The 26049-nt window shown below is 70.6% G+C and carries 24 protein-coding genes; 11 read left to right on the top strand and 13 right to left on the bottom strand.

Features of this window, described 5'->3' with window-relative positions:
• Positions 1-65: 65 nt before the first annotated feature.
• The 5 genes from EDF46_RS07295 to EDF46_RS07275 all read left to right on the top strand — a co-directional run bounded on the left by EDF46_RS07295 (position 66) and on the right by EDF46_RS07275 (position 5221).
• A complete protein-coding gene (locus tag EDF46_RS07295) occupies positions 66-743 on the top strand; it encodes a response regulator transcription factor (protein ID WP_123505607.1) in 678 nt (225 codons plus the stop codon).
• On the top strand, positions 736-2448 hold the full coding sequence (locus tag EDF46_RS18700) for a HAMP domain-containing sensor histidine kinase (protein WP_233579923.1): 1713 nt from the start codon (positions 736-738) through the stop codon (positions 2446-2448). Before EDF46_RS07295 ends, EDF46_RS18700 begins: the two co-directional genes overlap by 8 nt.
• Before the next feature lie 125 nt (positions 2449-2573).
• The gene (locus tag EDF46_RS07285) at positions 2574-3167 is read left to right on the top strand and encodes a hypothetical protein (protein ID WP_123505606.1); all 594 of its coding nucleotides are present in this window, start codon (positions 2574-2576) and stop codon (positions 3165-3167) included.
• Between the two features lie 133 nt (positions 3168-3300).
• Positions 3301-4161, top strand: a complete 861-nt coding sequence (locus tag EDF46_RS07280; RefSeq protein ID WP_123505605.1) for an alpha/beta fold hydrolase — start codon at positions 3301-3303, stop codon at positions 4159-4161.
• 10 nt (positions 4162-4171) lie between these two features.
• Entirely contained in the window at positions 4172-5221 is a 1050-nt protein-coding gene (locus EDF46_RS07275; RefSeq protein ID WP_123505604.1) for a biotin/lipoate A/B protein ligase family protein, read from the top strand.
• Here the strand turns inward: EDF46_RS07275 and EDF46_RS07270 are convergent.
• From EDF46_RS07270 to EDF46_RS07260, 3 genes are all read right to left on the bottom strand, one after another.
• Positions 5218-5976 carry a hypothetical protein gene (locus EDF46_RS07270; protein WP_123505603.1) on the bottom strand — a complete coding sequence of 253 codons (759 nt, stop codon included), beginning with the start codon at positions 5974-5976 and terminating at the stop codon, positions 5218-5220. The two genes, EDF46_RS07275 and EDF46_RS07270, sit on opposite strands and share 4 nt — an antisense overlap.
• 366 nt (positions 5977-6342) lie before the next feature.
• Positions 6343-7938: a glycosyl hydrolase family 28-related protein gene (locus EDF46_RS07265; protein WP_123505602.1), complete on the bottom strand. Its 1596-nt coding sequence runs from the start codon at positions 7936-7938 to the stop codon at positions 6343-6345.
• Positions 7939-7970: 32 nt separating this feature from the next.
• Complete coding sequence (locus EDF46_RS07260) at positions 7971-8255, bottom strand: GNAT family N-acetyltransferase (protein ID WP_123505601.1); 285 nt, start codon at positions 8253-8255, stop codon at positions 7971-7973.
• A gap of 59 nt (positions 8256-8314) precedes the next feature.
• Between EDF46_RS07260 and EDF46_RS07255 the strand changes: the two genes are divergently transcribed.
• Positions 8315-9169 carry a site-specific DNA-methyltransferase gene (locus tag EDF46_RS07255; protein ID WP_123505600.1) on the top strand — a complete coding sequence of 285 codons (855 nt, stop codon included), beginning with the start codon at positions 8315-8317 and terminating at the stop codon, positions 9167-9169.
• 124 nt (positions 9170-9293) lie between these two features.
• On the opposite strand, the gene EDF46_RS07250 is transcribed toward EDF46_RS07255, so the two are convergent.
• A complete protein-coding gene (locus EDF46_RS07250; RefSeq protein WP_123505599.1) occupies positions 9294-9797 on the bottom strand; it encodes a flavin reductase family protein in 504 nt (167 codons plus the stop codon).
• Between the two features lie 209 nt (positions 9798-10006).
• Positions 10007-11863 (bottom strand): MDR family MFS transporter, encoded by a 1857-nt coding sequence (locus tag EDF46_RS07245; protein ID WP_233579922.1) that lies wholly within the window; start codon positions 11861-11863, stop codon positions 10007-10009.
• Between the two features lie 170 nt (positions 11864-12033).
• Between EDF46_RS07245 and EDF46_RS07240 the strand changes: the two genes are divergently transcribed.
• Complete coding sequence (locus tag EDF46_RS07240; RefSeq protein ID WP_123505597.1) at positions 12034-12903, top strand: amidase domain-containing protein; 870 nt, start codon at positions 12034-12036, stop codon at positions 12901-12903.
• Between the two features lie 177 nt (positions 12904-13080).
• Entirely contained in the window at positions 13081-14007 is a 927-nt protein-coding gene (locus EDF46_RS07235; protein ID WP_123505596.1) for a hypothetical protein, read from the top strand.
• A 104-nt stretch (positions 14008-14111) separates the two neighbouring features.
• Here the strand turns inward: EDF46_RS07235 and EDF46_RS07230 are convergent, their stop codons facing one another.
• From EDF46_RS07230 to EDF46_RS07195, 8 genes are all read right to left on the bottom strand, one after another.
• On the bottom strand, positions 14112-14645 hold the full coding sequence (locus EDF46_RS07230) for a hypothetical protein (protein WP_123505595.1): 534 nt from the start codon (positions 14643-14645) through the stop codon (positions 14112-14114).
• Positions 14642-16054 carry a DUF58 domain-containing protein gene (locus EDF46_RS07225; protein WP_123505594.1) on the bottom strand — a complete coding sequence of 471 codons (1413 nt, stop codon included), beginning with the start codon at positions 16052-16054 and terminating at the stop codon, positions 14642-14644. Before EDF46_RS07225 ends, EDF46_RS07230 begins: the two co-directional genes overlap by 4 nt.
• Positions 16051-17061 carry a MoxR family ATPase gene (locus EDF46_RS07220; protein ID WP_233579921.1) on the bottom strand — a complete coding sequence of 337 codons (1011 nt, stop codon included), beginning with the start codon at positions 17059-17061 and terminating at the stop codon, positions 16051-16053. The genes EDF46_RS07225 and EDF46_RS07220 overlap by 4 nt, the downstream gene beginning before the upstream one ends.
• Positions 17058-17633, bottom strand: coding sequence for a hypothetical protein (locus EDF46_RS07215; RefSeq protein ID WP_148061163.1), 576 nt, complete (start codon positions 17631-17633; stop codon positions 17058-17060). The genes EDF46_RS07220 and EDF46_RS07215 overlap by 4 nt, the downstream gene beginning before the upstream one ends.
• The gene (locus EDF46_RS07210; protein ID WP_158614185.1) at positions 17630-18364 is read right to left on the bottom strand and encodes a DUF4129 domain-containing protein; all 735 of its coding nucleotides are present in this window, start codon (positions 18362-18364) and stop codon (positions 17630-17632) included. The genes EDF46_RS07215 and EDF46_RS07210 overlap by 4 nt, the downstream gene beginning before the upstream one ends.
• 96 nt (positions 18365-18460) lie before the next feature.
• Complete coding sequence (locus EDF46_RS07205; RefSeq protein WP_123505591.1) at positions 18461-19255, bottom strand: ferritin-like domain-containing protein; 795 nt, start codon at positions 19253-19255, stop codon at positions 18461-18463.
• A gap of 72 nt (positions 19256-19327) precedes the next feature.
• Positions 19328-21616, bottom strand: coding sequence for an HAD-IB family hydrolase (locus EDF46_RS07200; RefSeq protein WP_123505590.1), 2289 nt, complete (start codon positions 21614-21616; stop codon positions 19328-19330).
• Positions 21613-22434 carry a hypothetical protein gene (locus EDF46_RS07195; RefSeq protein ID WP_123505589.1) on the bottom strand — a complete coding sequence of 274 codons (822 nt, stop codon included), beginning with the start codon at positions 22432-22434 and terminating at the stop codon, positions 21613-21615. Before EDF46_RS07195 ends, EDF46_RS07200 begins: the two co-directional genes overlap by 4 nt.
• 76 nt (positions 22435-22510) lie before the next feature.
• On the opposite strand from EDF46_RS07195, the gene EDF46_RS07190 reads away from it, so the two are divergent.
• Genes EDF46_RS07190 through EDF46_RS07180 form a run of 3 tightly spaced genes read left to right on the top strand, consistent with a single transcriptional unit; the run spans position 22511 to position 25907 of the window.
• Positions 22511-23290 (top strand): SDR family oxidoreductase, encoded by a 780-nt coding sequence (locus EDF46_RS07190; RefSeq protein WP_123505588.1) that lies wholly within the window; start codon positions 22511-22513, stop codon positions 23288-23290.
• Between the two features lie 2 nt (positions 23291-23292).
• Positions 23293-24201, top strand: coding sequence for a lysophospholipid acyltransferase family protein (locus EDF46_RS07185; RefSeq protein ID WP_233579920.1), 909 nt, complete (start codon positions 23293-23295; stop codon positions 24199-24201).
• A complete protein-coding gene (locus EDF46_RS07180) occupies positions 24198-25907 on the top strand; it encodes an FAD-binding oxidoreductase (RefSeq protein ID WP_370454069.1) in 1710 nt (569 codons plus the stop codon). Before EDF46_RS07185 ends, EDF46_RS07180 begins: the two co-directional genes overlap by 4 nt.
• The last annotated feature ends 142 nt before the right edge of the window (positions 25908-26049 follow it).

Genomic DNA, 26049 nt, shown 5'->3' with positions numbered 1-26049 from the left:
GCGCGCTTCAGCGCCGCTTCAGCAAACTGCCGTCAAGATGGGCCCCACACAGTTGGGGAGGCCGCATGCGCGTGCTCGTCGTCGAAGACAACGCGGGGCTCGCGCACGGCCTCCGGCTCGGGCTCGAGGCCGAGGGGATCGCCGTCGACCACGCCGCGACCGGCACCGACGGCCTCTGGCGCGCCCGCGAGAACGAGTACGACGTGGTCGTGCTCGACATCATGCTGCCCGGCATGAGCGGCTACGCCATCTGCCGCACCATGCGCGACGAGGGCGACTGGACCCCGGTCATCATGCTCACGGCCAAGGACGGCGAGTGGGACGAGATCGAGGGGCTCGACACGGGAGCCGACGACTACCTGACGAAGCCGTTCTCGTTCTCGGTCCTGCTCGCCCGTATGCGCGCGCTCGTGCGGCGGGGCGCTCGCGAGCGGCCGACGGTGCTCGAGGCCGGAGACCTGCGCCTCGATCCTGCGTCCCGGAAGGTCTTTCGCGGCGACGAGCAGATCGAGCTGACGACGCGCGAGTACGCCGTGCTGGAGTTCCTGATGCGGCACGCGGGCGAGGTCGTCACGAAGCGGCAGATGCTCGACGGCATCTGGGACGACGACTTCGAGGGCGACAACAACATCGTCGAGGTCTACGTGCGGCATCTGCGCAACAAGATCGACCGGCCGTTCGACCGCGAGTCCATCGAGACCGTGCGCGGCGCCGGGTACCGTCTGGCGGGCAACGGTGGCTGAGCGTCGGCGACGAGGTTCTCTCCGCCTGCGGATCACCGTCGCGGCCGTCGCGATCGTGGGCGTGACGCTCGTGGGGGCCTCGGTCGTGTACTCCGTCGTGCAGCGGGCCGTGCTCGAGCAGGGCGTGCGGTCGACCGCGACGAGCGACGCCGACCGGGTGCTGTCGCGCCTCGAGGCCGGAACGGCGCCCGCGACGGCGGTCCGGGGCACGGGCACGCCCGACGGGTCGGTCGCCGTGGTGCTGTCGGCCGACGGGTCGAAGGTGCTCGCGTCGTGGGGCGATCCCTCCGCGGTCCGCGCCTACCTCACGCTCGCGTCGCCGGTGAAGACCGGCACGGTGTCGCTGTCGGGCGAGCGGTACGCGTTCGAGACGTCGTCGGGCACGTTCACGCCGACGCCGGTGCCGACCGTCACCGTCCCGGCCCAGGACGACTCGGGCAAGACCTCCCCGTCGCCGAGCTCCGAGCCGACCTCGGGCGCAGGAACCGGCACCACCACCGGCACCACCGACGACTCGGGCGGCTCGGGAGCAGACTCCGGCGGAACCTCCGGCGGGTCGGACGACTCCGGCGGCTCCGGCTCCGGCAGCGGGCGCCAGTCGGGCAAGGGCGGCGGCGGTGGCTCCGGCGGCGGTGGCTCCGACGACGTCGGTGCGCCCGCTCCCGGCGCCCCCGCGCCCGACGCGGGGTCGGCCTCCGTGAGAACGCCCGGCCCCGTGATCCACCTCGCCGCCGCGCGGCCCGACCCGTCGACCGACTACGTCGTGGCCGCGGCTCGCTCGCTCGCCGCCAACGCCGTGACCGAGCGCGCCACGCTCACCACGCTCGGCGTCGTGATCCCGATCCTGCTGCTGGTCATGGCGGCGACGACGTGGCTGGTCGTCGGCCGGTCGCTCCGGCCCGTCGAGCAGATGCGGCTCGAGGTCGAGGGCATCACCGCCGCACGGCTCTCGAATCGGATCCCGGGCCAGGGCGGCTCGGACGAGATCGCCCGGCTCGCCACCACCCTCAACGAGATGCTCGACCGGCTCGACGACTCTGCCAAGTCGCAGCGTCGCTTCGTCTCCGACGCCTCGCACGAGCTGCGGTCGCCCCTCGCCGTCATGCGGCAGCTCGCCGAGGTGCAGCGCGCCTACCCCGGCCGCATCGAGCCGGAGCTGCTCGCCGACACCGTGCTCACCGAGGGACAGCGCCTGGCCGACCTGGTGCAGGGCATGCTGATCCTCGCGCGAGCCGACGAGGGCGGACTCGAGCCTGCGATGCAGGCCGTCGACGTCGACGACATCGTCCTCGGCGAGGCGGCACGCCTCCGCTCGGCGGGGGCGGTGACGGTCGACGCCACGAACGTCACAGCGGCCCGGGTGCGGGGCGATCGGGGGATGCTGGCGCAGGTGGTCAGGAACCTCGCCGACAACGCCGCCCGGCACGCAGCAGGCGCGGTCGCCCTCTCACTCGAGGTCGCCGACGGGCGAGTGCTGCTCGCGGTCGACGACGACGGAGCGGGTGTGCCCGCGGCCGACCGCGATCGGGTGTTCTCACGGTTCGTCAGGCTCGACGAGGCCCGGGCCCGCGAGGCCGGAGGGTCGGGGCTGGGACTCGCCATCGTGCGCAGCCTCGTCGGCGTCCACGACGGCGAGGTGCGCGTCGCCGACTCCGCCCTGGGCGGTGCCCGCTTCGAGGTGTCGCTTCCCCTGCTCGACGACTGACGGCCCTCGACGACCGAGCCCGTTCGCACCTGAACGTTCGTTCAGGGCGCTTCAGACCCGGTTCAGCACCCCCTTGGGAAAGTCATGTCAGCCGCACAGGCGGCCCACCCACCACGGAGGACATCATGAACCGCACCAAGAAGCTCGTCATCACCGGCACCGCCGCCGCGGCGCTCGTGCTCGGATCCGCCGGCATCGCCTTCGCCTCGCAGGGCGCCGACGACACCGCCACGCCGGTCGCCACGACCACCGCCAGCCCCGCCGCCCCCACGGCATCGGCCACGCCGACCGGGTCGCCGAGCACCACGCCCACCGCGAAGCCGCACGCGCGCCACGGCCACGGCGCCGATGACGCCGCCGGTCACGCGCGCCACGGACGCGGGGCCGACGACGCTCCGGGCCACGTGCGCCACGGGCGTGGGGCCGATGACGTCGTCGCAGTTCCTGCGCCCGTCGCCTCCACCACGCCGGCCCCGACGACCGCGCCGGCCGCCGACGACTCCGGCCACCACGCCACCGCGCCGGCCCCGGTCGCCTCGACGGCTCCCACCCCGGTCGCCGCCGTCAGCGATGACGGCCCCTCGCACGACGCGGGCGACGACCACGGTGGAGACCGCGACGGCTCGAGCAGCGGCAGGCACGGCGGCTCGGACGACGGCTCCGGCCACGACGCCGGTGACGACCACGGCGGACACGGCGGACACGGCTCTGACGACTGATTGTCTTGGCGGCTGGCGCCGCCGTCACCGCCGAGAGTGCACTCGTTGTCGCCCAGGACCCCCTGGTGCGATAACGAGTGCGCTTTCGCGCGCGGGCCGCAGCCTCGCCGCCACCCAGTGCCAGACTGGCGTCATGGCTCGCGACGACCGCACGCTCACGGACGCCCACGGCGTCGTCATCCACTACTACGTGTGGGCGGCCTCCGCGCCGCGCGGCATCGTCCAGCTCGCGCACGGCGTCGGCGAATACGCGCTCCGGTACGAGCGGCTCGCCGAGGCACTGGCCGCCGCCGGCTACACCGTCTACGCCGACGACCACCGCGGACACGGCCGCACGGGCATCGGCCAGTGGGGCGAGGGCAGCCCGATGCTCGGCCACCTCGGGCCCGGCGGCCTCCCCGCCACCGTCGAGGCCGTGCGCGATGTGACCCGGACGGCCCGCGCCGACGCCCCCGGGCTCCCGCTCGTTCTGCTCGGGCACTCGTGGGGCTCGCTGATGGCTCAGATCATCGTCGACGCGCACGCCGACGACTACGACGGCGCCGTCCTCACCGGCACCGCGTATCGCACGCCCCTGACGATGAACGGCGGCGACCTCAACAAGCGCCACGCGCACCTCGGCACCACGGGGTTCGAGTGGCTGAGCCGCGACCCCGCCGTCGCCGCCGCGATGGCCGTCGACCCGCTGGCCATACCAGCCACCGTCCTGAAGCTCTTCGGCCTCCGCGACGCGCTCCGCCTCTACGGCCGCCCTACCCGGCACCCGAAGCGCGACCTGCCGCTGCTCGTGATGGTCGGCGACGACGACCCGCTCGGCGGCCGCACCAGCGCGGAGAAGCTCGTGGCGGCGTACCGGGACCGGTCGGGCTTCACCGACGTCGAGCTCATCGTCTACGACGGGGCGCGGCACGAGGTGTTCAACGAGACCAACAGGGACGAGGTCACGGTCGACCTGATCGGGTGGCTCGACGCTCGTTCCGCAGTTCCTGCGTAGGCTCGCTTCTATGCACGGTGAGTACAAGGTCCCAGGCGGAAAGCTCGTAGTCGTCGACCTCGACGTCATCGACGGGAGGCTGTCGGGGTTCCGGCTCGCGGGCGACTTCTTCCTCGAGCCCGACGACGCCCTCGAGGCGATCGACCGCGCCGTCAACGGTCTTGACGCCGCCGCCGACTCCGCCGACATCTCGGCCGCGATCCGGGCGGGGCTCCCCGAGGGCACCACGATGCTCGGCGTCTCGCCCGAGGCGATCGCCGTCGCGATCCGCCGGTCGCTGAGCCGCGCGACCGACTGGCGCGACTACGACTGGCAGATCATCCACGACGGGCCCGTCTCGCCCAACGTGCATCTCGCTCTCGACCAGGTGCTCACCGAAGAGGTGGGGGCCGGCCGCCGCGGGCCCACGCTGCGCTTCTGGGAGTGGAACGAGCCCGCCGTCGTGATCGGCAGCTTCCAGTCGCTCAAGAACGAGGTCGACGCTGAGAACGCCGAGAAGCACGGCTTCCAGGTCGTGCGCCGCATCTCGGGCGGCGGTGCCATGTTCATGGACGCCGACTCGATCGTGACCTACTCGCTGTACGCCCCGGGCGACCTCGTGCAGGGCATGAGCTTCGCCGACTCGTACGCCTACCTCGACGAATGGGTGATCCAGGGGCTCAAGTCGATGGGCATCGACGCGTTCTACCAGCCGCTCAACGACATCACGAGCGCCAAGGGCAAGATCGGCGGCGCCGCGCAGAAGCGCCTCGGCAACGGCGCCCTCCTGCACCACGCCACCATGAGCTACGACATGGACGGCGACACGATGGTGCAGGTGCTCCGCATCGGCCGCGAGAAGATGAGCGACAAGGGCACGACCTCGGCGGCCAAGCGGGTCGACCCGCTGCGCTCGCAGACGGGACTGCCGCGCGCCGAGGTGATCGACAGCCTCAAGCGCACGTTCACGGGCCTCTACGGCGCGACCGTCGGTCACGTGACCGACGACGAGCTGGCGCAGGCCGAAGAGCTGGTGCGCACCAAGTTCGCGACGCCGGAGTGGCTGGCCCGCGTCCCCTAGAAAGCCGAGTGCGAGAGGTAGTCCGCGGGCACAGCGCCGAGCACCGACGGCCGCCTCGGGTCGATCGGCTCCGTGATGGCCGTCGCGCCCTTGCGGATGCGCACGGTCATCAGCAGCTCCTGGCCGAGCGCGGGCAGCGACTCGTGATCGGGGTCGCGGATGCCGAGCACGAGAGTGTGCGAGGCGTCGGCCAGCCGGAACTCCACGTATCCCGCAGAATCCCACGCGTCGACGATGCGGCCGCCGACGGTGCCGACGGCCTCTGCCTCGTGGCTCTGCTCGACGAGGTCGGCGATCGTGCGGGTCTCGGCGGCGTCGGCGGCGGTCGTCGTGCAGGGCCGCACCGGTGCGGAGCCGGTCAGGGCTGCGCGCCGCTCATACGGCGAGTCGCCGGCGGCCTCGGCCGAGTCGCAGAGATCGGAGAGCAGGAACTCGAGATCGGCAACCGCCCCGCCGTCACCCCCGACGAACACGGGAATCCCGTCGACGAGGCCCGCCCCCTCTTCCGCGGCGGCCGTCGCGCCCGCCAGCCGCTTCGGCGTGGCCATCGCCCGCCCGAAGAACAGCGGCAGGGGCCCGCCGCTGCGCCACCGGTACAGCACCTCGACCTGGGCGCTCAGCTCGGTCGGCGCGAGGGCGCGACGGAGCGCCTCGACACCGGAATCGTCGAGACCGGGGGCGAGGGAGGCGAGGAGGGCCGAGTCGATTCCACTGAGAAGGCTCTCGAATCGGGTCAGCTGCTGGGCGAGTGTCACCCTCTGAGTTTCCTGGAAGCGCACTCCACGCGTAAGTCCGCAAAGGGGTGCGACCCGAACGCGGGCCGGTCAGCCGACGACGACGTAGTGGTAGCCGAAGCGCCCGCCGGTCACCGACGACGGCCGGGGCGACCTCGAAGGGCTGGGCGAACACCACGCGCACCTGCGGGCCGCTGGTGGCGCGGGCACCCGTGCCGAAGACGATCCAGCCGCCGGTGTCCGAGCCCGACACGACGGCGGGCTGCCCGCCCGTTCCGTTCGCCGCCGGCGGCTAGTGCGCCCCGTTGGGTGAAGCGGTCGGGCGCCTGGAGAGGCGTATTAACTCTGGGTAGTCATCCAGAATTCGTACTCGAACGGAAATCGGCTCTAGCCGATGACCTGGTACGTGAAGCCGAATCCCGTCTTGGTCACGCCCTGGGGCGGGACCTCCGCCAGGCCGATGTCGAAGTGGGTGCGCGACGGCGACACGTAGAACGGTCGCGTGGCCGCGCCCGAGCCGGTCGGGGTGATGACGACCGCGGGCGTCACGTCGAACGGCTTGTCGTAGGTGACCCGCACCAGGCCCCCTCGCACGGTCAGGGTGCCCGTGCCGAAGTAGAGGAATCCCGACGTGTCCGTGCCGTTCAAGGTCGGCGAGGGCGGAGCGGTCCCCGCCCCGGGCAAGGGCGTCAGCTGAGGCTTCGACAGCGCCCGGTCTGACCGAAGATGTCTCCCGAGGATGACGTCCTCGCTCGCGCGGATGCGACCGGGCCAGATCCACGTCGGACGGTCGGCGGAATCGCGGTCATCGGCCAGGAGGGTCTTCGAGTAGGGGGCGGTGCTCGTGGGGTCGATCAGGACCCGAGCGCCGTAGGCGTCTCCCGCCGTGACCGCCGCGCGCTCGAACCGCGCGAAGCGGGTGCCGACGACGGCGAAGTCGTCGCCCCGCTCGAGCTGGATGAGGGTCTCGGACGGCCCGCCCGTCTTCCTGGCGTCAGCGCCCAGGAAGGCGCCGCCGATGAGGCGGATGCCGCCTGAGAGCGGCTCGGTGAGAGTCAGGTTCTGGCGGTGGACGAGGAGCGGCGCGGGGCCGCCGTAGACGAACGCGTCGGTCAGCTCGAGCTGGCGGACGTTGCCGAGGCGGATCAGCGGATCGACGTTGCCGGGGAACGCCGAGTGCTCGTCGGCCGGCGACTCGACGTGGAGGAACGGCAGGCGCACGAACTCCACGACATTGCCGCCGTGGCCGTCCCAGGCGATATCGAGGGCGACGTTGGCTGCCCGTTCGATGGTGAGGTTGTAGCAGGTGAACGTGTTGGTCTGCTTCGTCGGGTCGTCGGGCGTGGTGACGACCATCGCCGCGGCGTCGCGGCTTCCGCAGTTGTCGATGAACAGGTCGGTCCAGGTGTTGTTGTTGACCCGGTTGATCTGGATCGCCGTACCGGGCACATCGAACAGCCGGACGCGGTTGATGCGCGACTCGAAGCCGTTGTCGACGCGGATGAGGGGAGCCCGGCTGCCATTGCCGTGGAGCGTGATGAACTCGACGGTGATGGCGCCGCCGTCGATCACGAGCAGCGGGTCGACGCTCCGCTCGCGGTGGTGCAGGTTGACGCCGCCGCGGGCCGACGGTGTGAATCGGCTGCTGTCGGCACCCTCCCCGATGATCTTGACCAGGGTCGGGATGGTGAGGCTGTCGATGATGTAGTGGCCGCTCGGGATGAGCACGACGCCGAGTTTCGCGTGCGCCGCCTGGATGGCCGCCTGAAAGGCGACGGTGTCGTCGGTGACGCGGTCGCCGACCGCCCCGAAGTCGGTGACGTCGAACATCGACGCTGTGACCTTCTGCCCGCTCTTTCCCGGTGTGGGTGCTGCCGATGCCGGCGAGGCGGCGACGGCCGTGATGCCGGCGGCGGTGGTGAGGGCCGCCGCGGCGAGGAAGCCGCGACGGCCATGGGGAGAGGGGCTCCGGTCAGAAGTCATGCAGAGGACTCTACATGAGATATTTCAATGACTCAGCGCCGCACGAGCTCCTCGTACTGCGGGTTCTTCTCGACGTACTTCGCGACATACGAGCAGGCGGGCACGACGCGCTTGTCGCTCGTCGCCTTCACGTCGTCCAGGGCGTGCTGCACGAGCACTGCGGCATAGCCGTTGCCCTGCTCGGCAGGGTCGACCTCCGTGTGCGTGAACGCGATCTCGCTGTCGGACTCCTGGAAGGCGGCGAAGCCGACCGTCCGTCCGTCCTTGAGGATCGTGTACTGGCTCTGGGCGTCATCTCTGCGGACTTCGACGGTCATGGCCGAAACGATACGCCGCGGTGGTCGGGCGGCGCTGTCAGGACGACCACAATAGGAGGATGCCCGCAGACTGGACCACGGAGTCGCGTGACCGTGTCGTCCACGGCGACAACCTCGAGTTCCTGCCGACCCTCCCCGACGGGGCGTTCACAGTCGTCTACCTCGACCCGCCGTTCAACACCGGCCGCAGCCAGACCCGGCACGAGACGCACTCGGTGCGGGGCTCGCGCACCGGAGCCGTGGCCGGCTTCAAGGGCGTGCAGTACGAGCGGATCCGCGGCGACCTGATGAAGTACGACGACCGGTTCGACGACTACTGGTCGTTCCTCGAGCCGCGGCTCGCCGAAGCATGGCGGCTGCTCGCGGACGACGGCACCCTCTACCTCCACCTCGACTACCGCGAGGCGCACTACGCGAAGGTGCTGCTCGACGCTCTGTTCGGCCGCGCGTCCTTCCTGAACGAGATCATCTGGGCCTACGACTACGGCGCCAAGAGCAAGTCGCACTGGCCGACCAAGCACGACACGATCCTCGTCTACGTGAAAGACCCGGCGAAGTACCACTTCGACTCGAGCGCCGTCGACCGCGAGCCGTACATGGCGCCGGGCCTGGTCACGCCCGAGAAGGCCGCGCGGGGCAAGCTGCCCACCGACGTCTGGTGGCACACGATCGTGTCGCCGACCGGCAAGGAGAAGACCGGCTACCCGACGCAGAAGCCGCTGGGCATCCTGCGGCGCATCATCCAGGCCTCGACGCGCGAGGGCGACTGGGTGCTCGACTTCTTCGCAGGATCCGGCACGACGGGTGCGGCAGCGGCCGAGCTGGGCCGCCACTTCGTGCTCGTCGACAGCAACACGGAGGCCGTCGCCGTGATGCGCCGACGCCTTCCCGACGCCGACTTCGTGACGGCCTAGGGGCCGCAATCTGCTGCGTTGTCGGTGGCCCGGCATAGCTCCGCTATTACCGGGCCGCCTCCGCCTTGCATCTCACGGCTCCTAGGCCGCCACTTCGTGACGGCCTAGGCCGCCACGGGAGGGTTCAGGCCGTCTTGAGCAGCTGTTTGAAGGCCGAGCCGTGGAACACGAGGGGTTCCAGCGACGCGTCGGTGTAGAGGCCGGTGACCTCGAGCAGGATCATCGTGTGGTCGCCCGCGGGGTACTCCGCGTACGCCTTCGTCTCGAGCCACACGGGCGAGCCGTGCACGAAGAGGGCTCCGTCGTCGCTGGTCTCCAGCTCGAGGTTCTCGAAGCGCGTCGCCTTGTCTTTCGCGGCGATCTGGCGCGCGGTCTGGCCGTGCGTCTCGCCGAGCACCGAGATGCCGATGCGCTCGGCCTTCTTCAGCGTGGGCCAGGTCGTCGACGTGTTCTGCACCGAGAAGCCCACGAGCGGCGGGTCCATCGAGATGCCCACGGTGAACGACGAGGCCACGAGGCCTTCGCGCTCGCCGTCGACCTCGGCGGCCAGCGCGACCACCCCGGACGGGAAGTACGAGAACGTCGTGCGCAGGAGCTGCGAGTCGGGGGAGTACGGGGTGAGAGCCATGATCGGGTCCTTCGTCGGTGTTGTGGTTCCATCGTGACACTCGATTGTTGAATCTAGATTTCGCCGCCGTGAAAAAAGTCGCCGTATTTCGTCGGAGGCCTGGCCGTGGCGGCGGAAGGCCCGGAACTGCGGGAGTTCCGGGCCTTCTGCCGAGGTGACCACCTCGAGTTCCTGCGCCCTGGGCTCTGCCCGGACGCGAGTCCGCCGACCTAGTCGCGGCTGGGGATGCGGATGCTGCCGGTGTCGGGCGACACCGGGGAGCCCATCGTGTTGGCGGCGGACTGCGCGGCGAGTGCGGCGCGGTCGGTCTCCTCGGCGTCGGCATCGACCTGCGCCTTGGCGGAGGCCGCCGCGGCGTTCTGGTGGGCCTGCTCGGCGTTCTGGTGGGCCTGCTCGTCCATGGCGGAGCGCGTGCGGAGCGGCGCCGGGCGGAGGAAGAAGCTCAGGACGAACGCCACCGAGACGACGACGAGCGCGATCGTGAAGACCGAGACCGACGCGTGCGCGAAGCCGTAGAGGAACGGCGCCTTGAGGGCTTCGGTCGCCTTGTTCAAGAACGAGGTGTCGCCGTTCAGCGCGTTTCCGAGAGCGGCGGTGTTGCCCGTCTGGACCTGCTTGAGCAGGTCGAGGATCCCGGCGTTGTTCGGGTTCGACGTCACCGTCGTGTCGGCCAGCGCCGACTTCAGGTTCGCCGCAAGCGTCTTGTCTTTGAAACCGTCCGGGATCGTCGTGCCGAGGCGCGAGAACAGCACCGAGAACAGGATCGCCGTGCCAGCCGTGCCGCCGATCTGGCGGAAGAACGTCGACGACGAGGTCGCGACGCCGATGTCGGCCGGGCCGACGGAGTTCTGCGAGGCGAGGGTCAGCGTCTGCATGAGCTGGCCGAGGCCGAGGCCCACGAACACCATGCCGATGGAGAGGAAGTACCACGGCTTGTCGTAGGTGAGCTGGCTGAACCAGGCGAAGCCCAGGATCATGAACGCTGTGCCGATCGGCGGGAACATCTTGTACTTGCCGGTGCGGGAGATGATCTGGCCCGAGACGATCGACGAGATCATCAGGCCCAGGATCATCGGGAGCATCTGGAAGCCCGACTCGGTGGGCGTGGAGCCGTTGACGAGCTGCAGGTAGAGCGGCACCGTCAGGAGCGCGCCGAACATGCCGAAGCCGACCAGTACGCCGAGGACGGTCGCCATCGAGAAGGTGCGGCTCTTGAACAGCTTGAGCGGGATGAGCGCGGCGTCGCCCATCATGCGCTCGGCCACGATGAAGCCGATGATGCCGAGACCGCCGATGACGTAGCAGGCCCAGGCGCTGAGCGAGCCCCAGCCCCACTCGCGGCCCTGCTCGGCTACCAGGAGGAGCGGCGCGGCCGACACGATGACGAGCGAGGCGCCCCACCAGTCGATGCGGATGTTGTCTTTGCGGCTCTGGCCGGGGATGTGGAGGAAGCGGCCGACGATGATGAGGGCGATGATTCCGATCGGCACGTTGAGCAGGAAGACCCAGCGCCATCCGGTGATGAACAGGATCGAGTCCGCACCGGCGAAGAGGCCGCCGATCAGCGGGCCGATGACCGACGAGATGCCGAAGACGGCGAGGAAGTAGCCCTGGTACTTCGCGCGCTGGCGGGGAGCGAGGATGTCGCCCATGATCGCGAGCGGGAGAGCCATGAGGCCACCGGCGCCGAGGCCCTGCAGGCCGCGGAAGGCGGCGAGCATGTACATCGAGTCCGAGAACGACGCGGCGGCCGACCCGATGATGAAGATGGCGATCGCGATGATGAACAGCGGGCGGCGGCCGAAGAGGTCGGACAGCTTGCCGTAGATCGGCGTCGCGATGGTGGAGCAGATCAGGTAGGCCGTCGTGACCCAGGCCTGGTGGTCGAGGCCGTGGAGGTCGTCGCCGATGGTGCGGATCGCCGTGCCGACGATCGTCTGGTCGAGCGACGACAGGAACATACCTGCCATCAGGCCGAAGATGACGAACAGGATCTGCCTGTGCGTCATCAACCCCTGCTGCTCGACGGGTGCCGTCTCTGGTGCGGCTGCTTCTGCCCGGGACATCTGTCTCTTTTCGTCTCATTGCGTACCGCGCGCACTGACCGCGCGCGATTGTTTGCAATCGATGCAAAATTACACGAGTGTCACGAATTTGCCTAAGCCGTTCTCCCGAGCTGCCGAGGTCGCAGTGTTAGTGTGGCCGCCGCCCGGTCTGACTCGAATGGTTTTGGTGCATGCGTAAAAGGTTCGTCCCTGTTCTGACCACGGCCGTGGTCGCGACCGCCCTGCTAGCAGGATGCACCTCCGGCACGTCCGGCGTCATGCCTCCCGCGACGCTCGGAGAGCAGACGCCCCTGAAATCGTCGACCCCGGCGGCTCCCACCGCGTCATCGCTGTCGGCGACCTCCGGCGGTCTCGTCGGCGGCTCGACCGTCACCATCTCGGGCACGTCGCTCGCCGACGTCAGCGCCGTGAAGTTCGGCACCGTCGCCGCCACCTCGGTCAAGGCCACCGCCACCTCGGTCACCGCCGTCGTGCCGCACGCCGTCGACTACCAGCCGTCGACGGTCGATGTCACAGTCACCGGCGCCTCGTCGTCGGGGCTCTCGTACGACTACAAGGTGACCGACGGTGTCGACAGAGAGATGCAGTACGCGTTCCAGCACTGGTCGGCGAAGGCGTACAACGCGTCGTTCGCCAACTTCAACGCCGTCGGCGGCGACTGCCAGAACTTCGTGAGCCAGGCCCTCGCCGCGCGCGGCCTCGCCCAGAACGACTCCTGGTACTACAACTCGACCGGCCACAGCGAGTCCTGGGGCTACGCTCCGTCGTTCGACACGTACCTCGCGACGACGCCGTCGCTCGGCTTCACCCGCCTGGCCGCGACCGAGCGCTCGAAGCTCGCCATCGGCGACCTGGCGTACTTCGACTGGAACGACAACGGCGTGCCCGACCACGTCATGATCGTCAGCGCGATCGCAGGCAGCAAGATCTCGCTCGTCGGCCACAACCTCGACTACGACTACCGCGACCTCGACACCGCCATCACCAAGGACCACCCCGGTGCCGACGTCTGGTTCTACAAGGTCCCAGCGTCTCTGTAGCAGCGCCTGCGCCTGCGCCTGCGCCTGCGGCGCCGGCGGGTGAGGAGTCGCTCGTTGTCCTGCTCGACCCCGGTCGCCGACAACGAGCGACTCCTCACCGTCGTCCACAGGGGGCGCTTCTCCACAGAAGAGACCTGGCGCAGGAACTCGGGGTGGCCGGGCCGCCACGCTGGGTGCGTGTCCTCGTCGCCCCTTCCTGATCCGCTGGCTGAGGCGCCGTTCGCGGTCGCCGATGCGTACCGCGCCGGAGTCGGCGTGGGCCGCCTTCGCGCGGCAGACCTCGCCGTGCCGTTCCTCGGCGTCCGGGCGGTCAGCCCGGCAGCAGACCTGGCCGGACGATGTCGCGAGGCAGCCCTCGTGCTCGGGGCGGACCAGTGCTTCAGCCACCTCACGGCGGCGGCCCTCTGGGGTCTTCCGCTTCCTTCCCGGTACGCGGATCGTCCGGTGGAGCTGCACGTCTCGACGACGGGGAGTCGGGCGATGCGTCGTCCGGGAGTCATCGGCCACCGGATCACGCCCGTAGCTCGACTCCTTCTCGACGGGCTGCCGGTCGTCGACCCGGTCACGGCGTGGGCGCAGTGCTCGGAGCAGCTCCGGGTCGACGATCTCGTCGCGATGGCCGACGGCCTCCTCGGGGAGTGGTCGACACGACCCCGGGCGCGACTCGTGGAGCGCGAGCTGCTCGAACGCGCCGCGGCCTCGCGTGCGGGTTCCCGCGGTGTCGTCGCACTCCGGGAGGCGCTCGATCTGGCACGGTCGAACGTTCGCTCACCCGGCGAGACGCGCCTCCGCCTCCTCCTCGTGCGGGGCGGACTGCCGGAGCCCGAGCTCAACGTCGAGGTGCGTGATGACGACGATCGCTGGCTCGGCATCGGCGACCTCGTGTTCCGCGACGCTCGAGTCGTCGTGGAGTACGAAGGCGACGGGCACCGCGTCGACAGGAAGCAGTTCGAGTCCGACATCGACCGCCGAGAGCGGTTCGCCGACGCGCGGTGGCGCACCATCCGCGTCACCGGAGGCGCACTGCGCACGTCGTCGAGCCAGGTCGTCGCGCGAGTGCGCAAGCACGTCCTAGGTGCAGATGCTTCCCCTGCAGGCCGGTGAGGGGTCGCTCGTTGCTGTCGGCGGGGCGGTTGAGGACAAGCAGCGACTCCTCGCCGGCGTGCGCGCGTGCGCGCGTGCGCGTGCGCGTCAGCGCGCGCTCGCGCTCAGCGCGTGGGGCGGAGGAGGAGGGGGATGAGCACCGCGACGGCCAGGAGCACGGCGGCGACACCCCCGACGAGGCCGAGCCAGAGGGCGCCCGCGCCCGGGGCGGAGCCCGGCACAGGGCGCGCGAAGGTGAGCACGACGAACGCCACGACCTGTGCCGCCACCTGCACGAGCACGTAGCGCACGAGGGGCGGCCGGAGCACGGCGACCTGCACGCGCGCACGGAGCGGCAGCCAGGCGGCGAGCTGCCCGGCGACGAGCAGGAGGTGGATCGCTGCGAGGAGCACGACGAACGCGGGCGTGTAGCCGAGGTCGCCGTCGATGACGAGCGCGAGGCCCAGCATCACGCTGAGGATGGCGGCGAAGGGCGTGCGCGGCAGGGCGGCGGCTCCGACCGTGAGGAGGAGCGCGACGACGAGCCAGCCGCTGACGCCGATCACGACGAGCGACGCGAGGGCTCCGACGACGCCGATCAGGACGGTGACGGCCGCGGCCGGGACGGTGCGGCCGACCGCGGGGAAGCCGGGGGTCATCGCATCCTCCGGGGGCGGCTGAGCATGCGCAGCTGCACGGCTGGAACCGGCACGCCGGGCTGCTCGCCCCACCGCACCAGCTCCACGCCCGACGCGGCCATGCTGTCGAGCCGGTAGGTGCGCTCGAGCATGAGCAGCTGGTGGGCGGTGCGCTCCTCGCGGGTGGTGCGGGAGATGTCGGCGGCGGGCAGCACGTCGACGGCGAGCACCCGGTGGCCGGTGGAGGCCCAGGTGATCGCCATGGTCGCGGCCTGCTCGTCGAGGAAGGTCGACAGCACGACGACCAGCGACGAGGCCGGCACGAGCGGCGTGCGCACGGACCGGACCGGCTCGCCCGTGGGGGCCGCCGTCGCGATGGTCTTCTGCAGGCGTTCCAGGTGCCGCGTGCCGCCGCCCGGCTCGACCGCGCGGGCGGTGCCGGCGAGGTCGCGCAGGCCGACCCGGTCGCCGGCGGCCAGGTAGGCGGCCGCGAGCGAGAACGCGGCCTCCCGGGCCAGGTCGAGCGACGTCGCCGTGGCGACCGTGCCGCGCGCGCCCGACCAGCGGGTGATGTCGGCGCCGACGTCGTCGCGGTCGTCGATGACGAGCATCACGATGGCGTCGGCGGTCGAGAAGGTGCGGCGCACGTAGAGCTCGCCCTCGAGGGTTGCTCGGCGAGCCGTGGCCTTCCAGTCGATGCGCCGCAGCCGATCGCCGGGCGTGAACAGGGCGACATCGCGGAACTCCCCGCCGTCTCCCGGCGTCGCCGAGCCGTGGGCGCCGGTGATGCCGACGACGCGGAGGGGCAGCGGCAGGTTCTCCATCCGGAGGCGCGGCGGCGGTACGACGCGCGAGCTCACGGGCCCGGGCTCCGGCGACGAGACGGCCGTGCCGCGGGCACCCAGCACCGAGTAGTGCATGCGCACGATCTCCTGCGGGCCGGAGTGGGCGACAGGGATCGTGCCGATCAGCCGCGCGGCGGTGTCGCGGTCGACGGCGAAGCGGTGCGTCGTGTCGTCGGCGGCCTCCAGCAGCACGGCGACGCTCTCGGCCCCCTCGGGCAGATCGAAGCCGATGCGATAGGCCACCCCCGACGAGTCGGCATCAGGGCGCAGGAACGTGCGGACCGTCACCGCGGCCCCGCGCCGCGGCCGCGCGTCAGCCCCAAGCGCCACCGCCACGAACAGCGGGAGCGCCAGCAGGGCGAACTCGGCGTGCGTGGTGACGAGTCCGAGGGCCGCCAGCAGCACGGCGGCGCCGGCGCCGAAGAGCACGGGCGGGGTGACCGCCCAGCGCGGCGCCGCCGAGGTCTGGTCGACCGCCCCTCCCGCACCCGGATCACGCTCGCCTCTCGCAGGCGTGCCGACTCCGCCGGAGGACTGCGCGCCGGTCGGCGAGGTCGCCCCCGACGGAGGCTCGGCCTCGGTCACGGGCGCGCGGCGACCGCCGGCGCGCCCTCGCCGACGGCGGGCGGGCCCGCGACCTGTCCGACGATTCCCCGGATCACGCCGGCCGAGTCGACGCCGTTGGCCCAGGCCTGCGGGGTCAGCGAGACGCGGTGGGCGAGCACGGGGACCGCGGCCGCCTTGATGTCCTCGGGGGCGACGAAGTCGCGGCCGTCCATGACGGCGCGGGCGCGACCGACGAGCATGAGGCCCTGGGCGCCGCGGGGCGAAGCGCCGACCTGGATGTCGCGGTGGCCGCGAGTGGCAGTGACGAGGTCGACGCAGTAGAGGGCGATGTCGGGGTCGACGTGCACGGTCTCGATGGTGTTCTGCATCGCGAGCAGCGTCTCGGGGCTGATCACGGCCTCGACGGAGCCGACCTCGCGGCGACGGTCGACGCGGTTGAGCAGCACGGCCTGCTCGCCCTGCCGCGTGGGGTAGCCGACCGAGAGGCGCACCATGAAGCGGTCGAGCTGCGCCTCGGGCAGCGCGTACGTGCCCTCGTACTCGATGGGGTTCGAGGTCGCGATGACGTGGAACGGCTTCGGCAGCGGGAAGCTCTGGCCCTCGACGGTCACCTGGCCCTCGGCCATCGCCTCGAGAAGCGCCGACTGGGTCTTGGGCGAGGTGCGGTTGATCTCGTCGGCCAGGAAGAGGCCCGTGAAGACCGGCCCGGGGCGGAAGACGAACTCCGAGGTCTTGGGCGCGTAGAGGAACGAGCCGGTGATGTCGGCGGGCAGCAGGTCGGGCGTGCACTGGAGGCGCCGGAAGTCGAGCCCGGTGGCCTGCGCGATGCTGCGCGCCGCGAGCGTCTTGCCGAGGCCTGGGACGTCTTCGAACAGGACGTGACCGCCGGCCAGGATGCTCGCGAGGGCGAGCTCGAGCGGGTCGCGCATGCCGACGACGAGGCGGCCGACCTCGTCGAGGATTCGTCGGCTGAGGTCGGCGACCTCGGCGATGGAGAGCTGCGCGTCGGGGGAAGTCGTGGTCACGGGTGCCTCTCGGTGGGTGCGGGGTCGGAAGCGGGTGCGCCGCCTGGATCGGGTGCGCTGCTGGGAGCGGCTGCCGGGCCCGAAGCGGGTTCCCTGCCGAGCGCCTCGACGGCATTCATCAGCCGGGTGAACGACACGAGGTCGAGGTGCGACCTCCGCGGCGTCATCAGCGTGCGGACGACGGGCGGTGCGAGGATCGCCTCGATCTGAGCCCGGTCGTCGGGGTCGTACAGGTCGAGCCCGTAGAGGAACAGCAGGCGATGCCGGGCCGCCTCGCGGACTCGGGACAGCGTCTTCTCGTGGATGCCGCCGTGCGATTTCATCGCCCAGCCGAGGCGCTCGAGGTCGCGCCGGGCACCGGGCGTGCGCCGGACGACCGGGCGCGGCCACTCGGCCCTGTCGCCCTCCTGGACCGAGATCCAGGTCACGCCGACGGCGAACACGGCCAGGCTCACCAGCGACGCCGGCAGCGGTTCGACGCCGAAGAACCAGACGATCCCGCCGACGACGAGCGCGGCGACGGCGACCAGGATCGCCGGCACCCGCAGCGGCGGACGGAGCAGCGCCCTCACGGCGCGGCCTCCGCGTCGGCGGCGGCCCACTGGGCGTCGAGGGTCTGCAGGGCCGCGCGCGCGGCGGCCACGTCCCGCGCCGTCGAGACGGCGTCGCCGAACCGGACGGCCAGGTACAGGCGTCGGAGGGTGGCGAGGGCGGACCCGTCGACTCCCGTCCGTTCCAGGATGCGGCTCGTGAACTCGGTCGGGGTCTCGGACTCCAGCCGGCGGTACCCGGCGTCCTCCGCGGCCTCCTGCAGGCCGAGCCAGGCCTGCACGATCGCGTCGCCGGGCTCCCGGTCTCCGTCGAGCACGTCGAGTGCGCGTCGGAGCCCCCGCCGGAGGTACGGGGCGCTCGTCTCGACCGACGGGTCGTCGCCGAGGAGGTCGAGCGCCTCATCGCCGAGACCGCCCGGGCCGCCGCGCTGGCGGTCGCGCAGTCGTCGCAGCACGTAGCGGACGACCACGAATACCAGGAACGCGCCCACCAGGCACAGCACGAGGATGACGATCCAGCCGAGGTCGGGGCGGCTGCCCGTCGCGATCGGCGGCGGAGTGCCCGTCGCCACGGCGGCCGGCGGCGGGGTCTGGACGAGCGGCTTCGGGCTGGGCAGCACGCCGAACGTGCGGCGCGGGCCGGTGAAGACGAGGGCGCTGCCGAGGGCGCTCCCGAGTGCGATGAGCAGCGCGAGGCCGCCGGCGACGAGGCCTGCGACGGGCGGGCGGAAGCGGCGGCGTGGCTCAGCCACGTCTGGTTCCTGCCGCGAATCGCCCTCGCTCATGCCTCGACGCTACCGGACGCATCGCGGCCGGAACCGCGACGGTGCGCGCCTGGGGATAACTCGCTACGCGGCGACGCCGAGCCCGTCGAGCGCCTTCTCGAAGATGGTGAGCCCCTGCATGCCGGGGAGGCTGGCGATGTTGTTGTCGAGCTTCTTCATCTCTTTGCGGCCTTCGACGCCGCTCATGATCTGGCCGAACACGAACTGCACGTCGTCGCGCTCCATGATGCTCGAGCCGACGGGGGCCCAGAACTTCGAGAGGAGGAGGCGCGTGAGCTTCTGGGCGCGCTTGCTCTTCTGCAGGCGCTCGCGGGCCTGCGACACGTAGAACGCGACGTGGCGGGTCTCCTGCTTGGCGATGCGGCGCAGCAGCTCGCCGAGCACGGGATCGGTCTCGAGGTCGGCCATTCGCTTGTACGCGCTGACGGCGGACCACTCGTTGGCGGCGCCCCACGACATGTGGACGGCCACGAAGTCGCTGCCGACGATCTTGCCGAGCATGGACTGCTTGATCGGGTCGAGGCGGTCGCGCCAGCCCAGCTTGAGGCGGGAGGCGCGGAGAGCGTCGTAGTCGACCGTGATGCCGTGGACCTCGAGGACAGCGCCCAGGGCCTCGCCATGCCAGAACTCCTCGCGGTTCCACATCGTCATGAACGTCGAGATGTCGCCGTCCTTGTGCGACGGCGTGGTGAGGAGGTCTCGGGTGTAGCAGACGGTGTGGTACTCGACGTCGGCCATGTAGCGCAGAGTGCGGAGCGTCTCGGGAGAGAGGGGGTTCTGGCGGAAGTGCTCGAGATCGAGGTCGTCCCAGCCCAGGCGCTCAGAGCCGGCAGCGTACTTGTCGATATCGAATGCCATTACATGTCGGAAGAGGCATATAGCCTCTCCCACTCCCTTCGGGTCTGCCGCCTCGACGGCGCGCGCAGACTTCTACGCGTCCTTAGAGATTAGCTCGATCGGCCCGCGCTTCCAATCGCGGATTCTCCACCTTCTTCGGAGCGCCTCCCGCGAGAGATTGGCATCGGGGTTCACGGCACTGGGATTTCCGACCATCTCGAGCCAGACGAGGTCGGAATGGCTGTCACCGTATCCATAGGAGGCACTCAGGTCGAGGCCGTTCAGAGCGGCGTACTGGCGCAGCCAGGCGGCCCTGGCCTCACCCACCACCGGAGGCTTCGCGAGGTACCCGGTGAATATGCCGTCGCGGGCATGCATGGTGCCTGCGACGACCTCGTCGAACAGGTTCGCGAGGGGCTCGACGAGAGTCCCGATCGATCCGGTGACGAGCACCGTGCGGTGGCCGGCAGCGCGGTGGGCGGCGATCCGCTCAATCGCGGCGGGCATCGTGCTCTTGAGGAGCGTCTGACCGAAGCTCTTGGCGACGACCTCCTCGAGGCGGCTGACGGGCATGCCCTCATAGCGGCGCAGGAACGCGCGGATGAACTCGGCGCGATCCCGCTGCTCTGCCCGCAGGTACCCCGGCAGCGCCGCCAGCAGGCTCGCCACCTCGCCCGGCCAGGCCGCCTTGCCGAACCCGCTGCCGCGCACCCAGAGGTACTGCTCGACGAGGTTCGAGTCGACGACCGTGCCCTCGAGGTCGAACACGGCGACGACGTCGCTCCGCTGCGGCAGCACCGGCTCGGCTGCCGGCGCCGACGTGGCAGGTCGCACGCTGAACGCGCGCGTCATCGTGGTGACGGCGGGGAAGTGGACGCCCTGGAAGTAGTCCTCCCACTGGATGTCGGTCATGTCGAAGCCGATGTCGAGAGCCTTCTCGGGCGTCTGGGTCGCTACGATCGCGGCCTGGAGGGCCTTGGTGCGGGTGTCGTCGAAGATGATCTCGGACTGGATGTAGTGGCGGTAGAGGTCCGTCAGGCTCTGCAGCGACTCGAGGTCGCTGCGACGGCGGTCGACCGAGGCCAGCGCTTCTCGGGTGCGCGTCGTCGAGGGCATCCGGATGAAGAGCGACTCGCGCGCGTCGTTGATCCGGGCCCGAAGGCGCACGGCCCGCTCGACCTTGCGGCCGCCGGGGAAGCGCCAGGTGGCCGCCGCGATGTCGCCGCTGTCGGGCGTCGGCACCGGATGCGCCGTGAAGAACATGCTGAGGTTGGTGAACATGCGGTGGATCGGTAGCGGGTTGCTGGCCCCCGACGACACATGGAAGAACTGCGGTTCGCCCGCCGGGGCCGGGTTCGCGGCCACCAGGACGATCACGTTGACGACGAAGTCGACGGGCACGACGTCGAGGACGGAGTCGGGGACGCCCGGGAACTCGGGGAGCATGCCTCGGCCGTAGGCCATGATCAGCGGGTCGGCGACCTTGAAGCCGTCGATCCAGCCCGGGTACGGGTGGCGGAGAGCGCTCTCGACGATGGCGGGGCGCACGAACGAGAGCCGGTGGCCCGCAGCCGCCCACATCTGCTCGGCGGCGCGCTCGGCGAAGGCCTTCGTCAGCGTGTAGACGTCGGTCCAGCCCAGGCTCTCGGCACGTGTGCGGCCGTGGTCGACCAGCTTCGCCTTCACCCAGTCGACGCGGCGCGACTCCGCCTCACGGGAGACGGCCAGAGGGCCTTCCTTGCCGTGCTTGGCCCGGGCCTCCGCCATGAACCGGCGGAGCACCTCGGGCTGGCGCGAGGCGAGCTCGACGCGCGAGCGGGCGCCGCGTGCGGCGTCGAACTCGGCGCGCCAGTCGACGTCGTGCGTCAGCGACGCCTCGGGGAAGATGCCCTTGCGGAGGCCGCCGACGTACGCGGTGGAGACGTGCACGACGTGCGGGTCGATCTCGGCCGCGAGCAGTGCCTCGTAGAGGCCGACCGCGCCGCCGACGTTGGTCTCGAACGCCTGATCGATGGGCGGGTCGAACGACACGCTCGACGCGCTGTGGATGACGAGGTCGATGTCCTTCGGCAGAGCCGGGACGGAGTCGAGCCCGCCCTCGAGCACGCGGAGCCGCTCGGTGACGGCACGCTCGACCTCGGCCTCGCCGACCGAGTCGCGCCACGACTTGAAGACGGGCTTCCGGAGCATGTGCCGCAGACGGTCGACGCCGGACGTGCTGCCCTTGGTCCGGATCAGCAGCGAGACGGTCGTCTCCGGGTGCGAGGCGAGGAGCCGCTCGAGGATGGCCTGGCCGACGAAGCCCGTCCCGCCCGTCAGGAAGACGTGGGCGTCGCCGAGGTCGGTCTGAAGCTCGGGGAAGGCGGTGACGGCGGCGCTCACGGCAGGAGCTTCTTCGCCGTGACGGAGCCCATGCGGGCGTCCATGCCGGGCAGGGCGGCGACGCGCGTGCCGATCGACTCCGCGCGGGCGGCGCCCCCGGTCCCGCCGAAGACGAACGTCTCGAACATGTCGCGGTCGACGGCGGCTCGCTCGACGCCGCCGATCGGCCAGGCGGCCGTGAGGAGGGCGGCCCTGGCGCGCCGGACGGCCGCCTTGGAGTCGCGGAGCCGCCAGTCGGTCTCGTCGGCGAAGAACGCCTCGTGCCTGGTCTTGATGATCTGGATCCTGCCGATCGTGTCGCGCAGCGCGGACGACGTCGTCGTCTCGCGCAGGTGGTCGTATGCCGCTCGGAGTATCCACTCGTCGATCAGGCCGACCGTCATGTGGACGGCCACGATCGGAGTCCCGAGCCCGACGGCCGCGAGGGCTCGGCGGATGGGGCCGGAACGCTGGATCGCCTCGTCGGCGCTCCTGCGGGGTGCCCCCTCGGGGACGGTCCGGGTGCGGGGGAGGCCGTGAGCCTCCAGGACGGCGTCCAGGGCGTCGGCCATCCAGAACTTCTCGAAGGCCCAGGTGACGAGGAACGCGGTGACCCGGGCGTCCTTGTGGGTCGCTGTCACGAGGAGGTTGCGGAGGTGCTCCATCGTGGCGGCTTCGAGCCTGGCGGCGTAGCGCAGGAACTCGAGTTCCTGCGCTGAGAGGGGCTCGGACTCGTACGAGGCCAGGTCGAGCTCGGACCGGAAGTTGCCCTGAGCCGTGCGCGTGAACTCGCGGATGTCGAACGGCCGTGCGACCTGCGGGTCAGGACTCGTGGTCATGAGCGTTTGCCTCCGGAGCGGTACTGAGCAATGGTCGATGCACGAAGTTGCCCGTAGGCACCGTATCGTAAGCGGCATGGCTGTAGCGCTCGTGACCGGGGGCACGTCCGGCATCGGAGCCGAATTCGCCCGCCAGCTCGCACACAAGGGATACGACCTCGTTCTCGTCGCTCGAGACGAGGTGAGGCTCGCCTCCATGGCGACGGAAATCCGCGGCATCGGCCGCTCCGTCGAGGTCTTCCCCGCCGACCTCGCGAACCGCGACGACGTCGACCGGGTGGCTTCGCGACTCGAAGACGACGACCGTCCCGTTGACGTGCTCGTGAACAATGCCGGCTTCGGCATGCACATCCCGTTGACGTCGCGCGACGTCGCCGGACTCGACCTCGGCTTCGAGGTGATGTGCCGTGCGGTGCTGGTGCTCTCGGGTGCTGCGGCACGGTCCATGCGCGGTCGCGGAACGGGCCGCATCATCAACGTGTCGTCGACGGCCGGCCTGCTCGCGATGGGCGCCTACTCCGCGATCAAGGCGTGGGTGACGTCGTTCTCCGAGGGCCTCGCCGTCGAGCTGGACGGAACCGGCGTGACCGTCACGGCCGTCCTGCCCGGCTGGGTTCGCACGGAGTTCCATCAGCGAGCCGCTATCCGGACGACCAGCATTCCAAACTCCCTCTGGCTCGACGCCGAACAACTGGTCACCGCGTGCTTGCGCGACGTCGACAGGGGCAGAGTGATCTCCATACCCACCGTTCGGTACCGAGTGCTGGTCGGGTTGCTGCGTCACGCACCCAAGAGCGCAGTCCGCAAGGTGTCGGGAGCCATCTCGTCCAGCAGGAAGAAATCCGTGGAGGCGTGATCGTGGACGAACCGAAGAGCGACAAGGTCGAGAAGGCCGACAAGCACGACGACGCCGCGTCGAAGCTGGGCGCCGTCGCGGCTGACGTCGCCGGCCGAGTGAGCGAGAGCGCCGCCGACGTCAAGGTCCGGGTCAGCGAGGGCGCCGCCGATGTGAAGGTGCGCCTGGGCGAGGGCGCGGCCGACGTCCGCGACCGCTTCAACAGCCGGCGGCACGCGTCCGCGCGCTACGTGGCCCAGCGCTGGCTCATGAAGCCGACCATCTGGTCGATCACCGACGTGACCGTGATCGGGCGCGAGCGGCTTAAGGGCCTCGAGGGCGGCTTCGTGCTCATCGCCAACCACTCCAGCCACCTGGACGCGCCGCTCATCGTCGGCGCTCTCCCGCGCAAGCTGTCGCGCTACCTCGCGACCGGAGCCGCGGCCGACTACTTCTTCGACGTCTGGTGGCGTCGCGGCCTCACCTCCCTGTTCTTCAACGCGTTCCCGATCCAGCGCGGACGCCGAGCCGGTGCGAAGCCGTCGAAGCACGCCGACGCGGCCGTCAGCGCCGCCTCGCTGCTCAGCCGCGGGTTCCCCGTCCTGGTGTTCCCCGAGGGCACGCGGTCGAAAGACGGCGAGATGGGCCCGTTCAAGCCCGGAGCCGCCCGCCTCGCAGCGGCCTGCGACGTCCCGATCGTCCCGCTCGCCCTGATCGGCGCCAACATCGCGCATCCGCGTGGGGCCCACTGGCCCCGCCCGGGCCGGCTTCCCGTCGGCGTCGCGTTCGGCGACCCGATGCGGCCGGAGCCCGACGAGACCGCGATCGCGTTCTCGAATCGGCTCCGCGAGGAGATCCTGCGCATCAGAAACCAGTACTCGGCCGATATCCTGGGCCGCACCCTCTCGCCGTCCAAAGGAGCCCGCCCGTGACCGACCTCAAGCCCCGACAGGCCTCGGCCGCCGAAGACGGTCCCGACGTCAAGCACATGAAGTGGTGGGGCTGGGGCGTCGACGGCGTCGCCTTCCACCACGAAGACAAGCCCGCGTTCGCGCCGTTCGTGAAGAAGATGGTCGGCGTCGACCTCAACTCGGCCGCCGTCACCGCCGCCCCGTCGTTCGACGAGCTCGACATCCCCGGCTCGAGGATCACCGCCGAGGTCTCGTCGGCCCTGTCGCTCATCGTCGGCGAAGGCCACGTCGTGCTCGGCGACATGGAGCGCGTCGTCCACACGTACGGCAAGAGCATCCGCGACCTGATCAAGATCCGCAACGGCATCTTCCCGCGCGTGCCCGACGCGGTCGTCTACCCGGCCACCGAGTCCGAGATCGCCAAGATCGTCCAGCTCTGCGTCGAGCACGACCTCGTGCTCATCCCCTTCGGCGGCGGCAGCAACATCGTCGGCGCGCTGGAGCCGATGCCCGGCGAGGACCGCATCGTGCTCTCGCTCGACATGGGGCGCCTCGACCGTGTGCTCGACATCGACGAGGACGGCCGCCTGGCTCGCATCCAGGCCGGTGCCCAGGGGCCCGACATCGAGGAGCAGCTCAACGCCAAGGGCTGGACGATGGGGCACTTCCCCGACAGCTTCACGCACTCCACCCTCGGCGGCTGGGTCGCGACTCGCTCATCGGGCATGCAGTCCGACAAGTTCGGCGACATCGCCGACCTGACCAAGGGCCTCCGCCTGGTTCGCCCCGACGGCGTCGTCGTCATCCGCGCCGTGCCGTCGGCCTCGACCGGCCCGTCGCTCCGCGAGATGATCATCGGCTCCGAGGGCCGTCTCGGCGTCATCACCGAGGTCACCGTCCAGGTGCACCGCCTCCCCGAGAAGCGCGAGATCCTCGCCTACTTCTTCCCGACCTGGGAGGCCGGCCTCGCGGCCATGCAGGCGATCTCGGAGAGCGACGCCAACCCGTCGATCACCCGCGTCTCGAACGAGTTCGAGACCGAGATGTCGCTGGCCACGTCGAAGGCGAGCAAGGGCATCTCCTCCCTCCTCAACCAGGGCGTGCAGCGGTTCATGAAGCTTAAGGGCTGGGACCTCTCGAAGATCTGCCTGTCGTTCATCGGCTATGAGGGCTCCGAGGAGCACGTCGCCATCAACGAGAAGCTCGTCTCGAAGATCGTCCGGAAGCACGGCGGCTTCGGCGTCGGCAAGGGCCCAGGCGTCCTCTACGACCAGAAGAAGTTCGACACTCCCTACCTGCGCGACTTCTTCCTCGACCACGGCGGCGCAGCCGACGTCTCGGAGACGAGCGCCCCCTGGTCGAAGCTGCTTCCGCTCTACAACGGCGTGTACGCGTCGGCGAACCGCGCCTTCGAGAAGATCGGCGTGCAGGGCCTGATCATGGCGCACCTGTCGCACTCGTACCACTCGGGCGCCTGCCTGTACTTCACGTTCGCGTTCGAGCACGGCGACCAGCCGCTCGAGCAGTACGACGTCGTCAAGAAGGCGATCCAAGACGCGTTCATCGCCGAGGGCGGCACCGTCTCGCACCACCACGGAGTCGGCCTCGAGCACGCCCCGTGGATGGCCGCCGACGTCTCGGCACCCGGCCTCGCGCTGATGCAGGGAATGCTCGACACCGCCGACCCGAAGCGCAACTTCAACCCGGGCAAGATCACCGGCAAGTAGGGGCGGGGCGCGTGCTGGCCCCGGGCCGGCGGGCCAGCCCCGTCGTATCGGCGTGCCCGCCGCGCCAGCCCCGCCAGATCGGCTCGCTCCCTCCGTGTGAACGGCGGGGGTGAGCCGATTCGGAGGGGCTCGCCGTGTCTCC

Source organism: Frondihabitans sp. PhB188, from assembly GCF_003752365.1.
Taxonomy (GTDB): domain Bacteria; phylum Actinomycetota; class Actinomycetes; order Actinomycetales; family Microbacteriaceae; genus Frondihabitans.
This window is presented reverse-complemented; position numbering and strand designations above follow the sequence as displayed.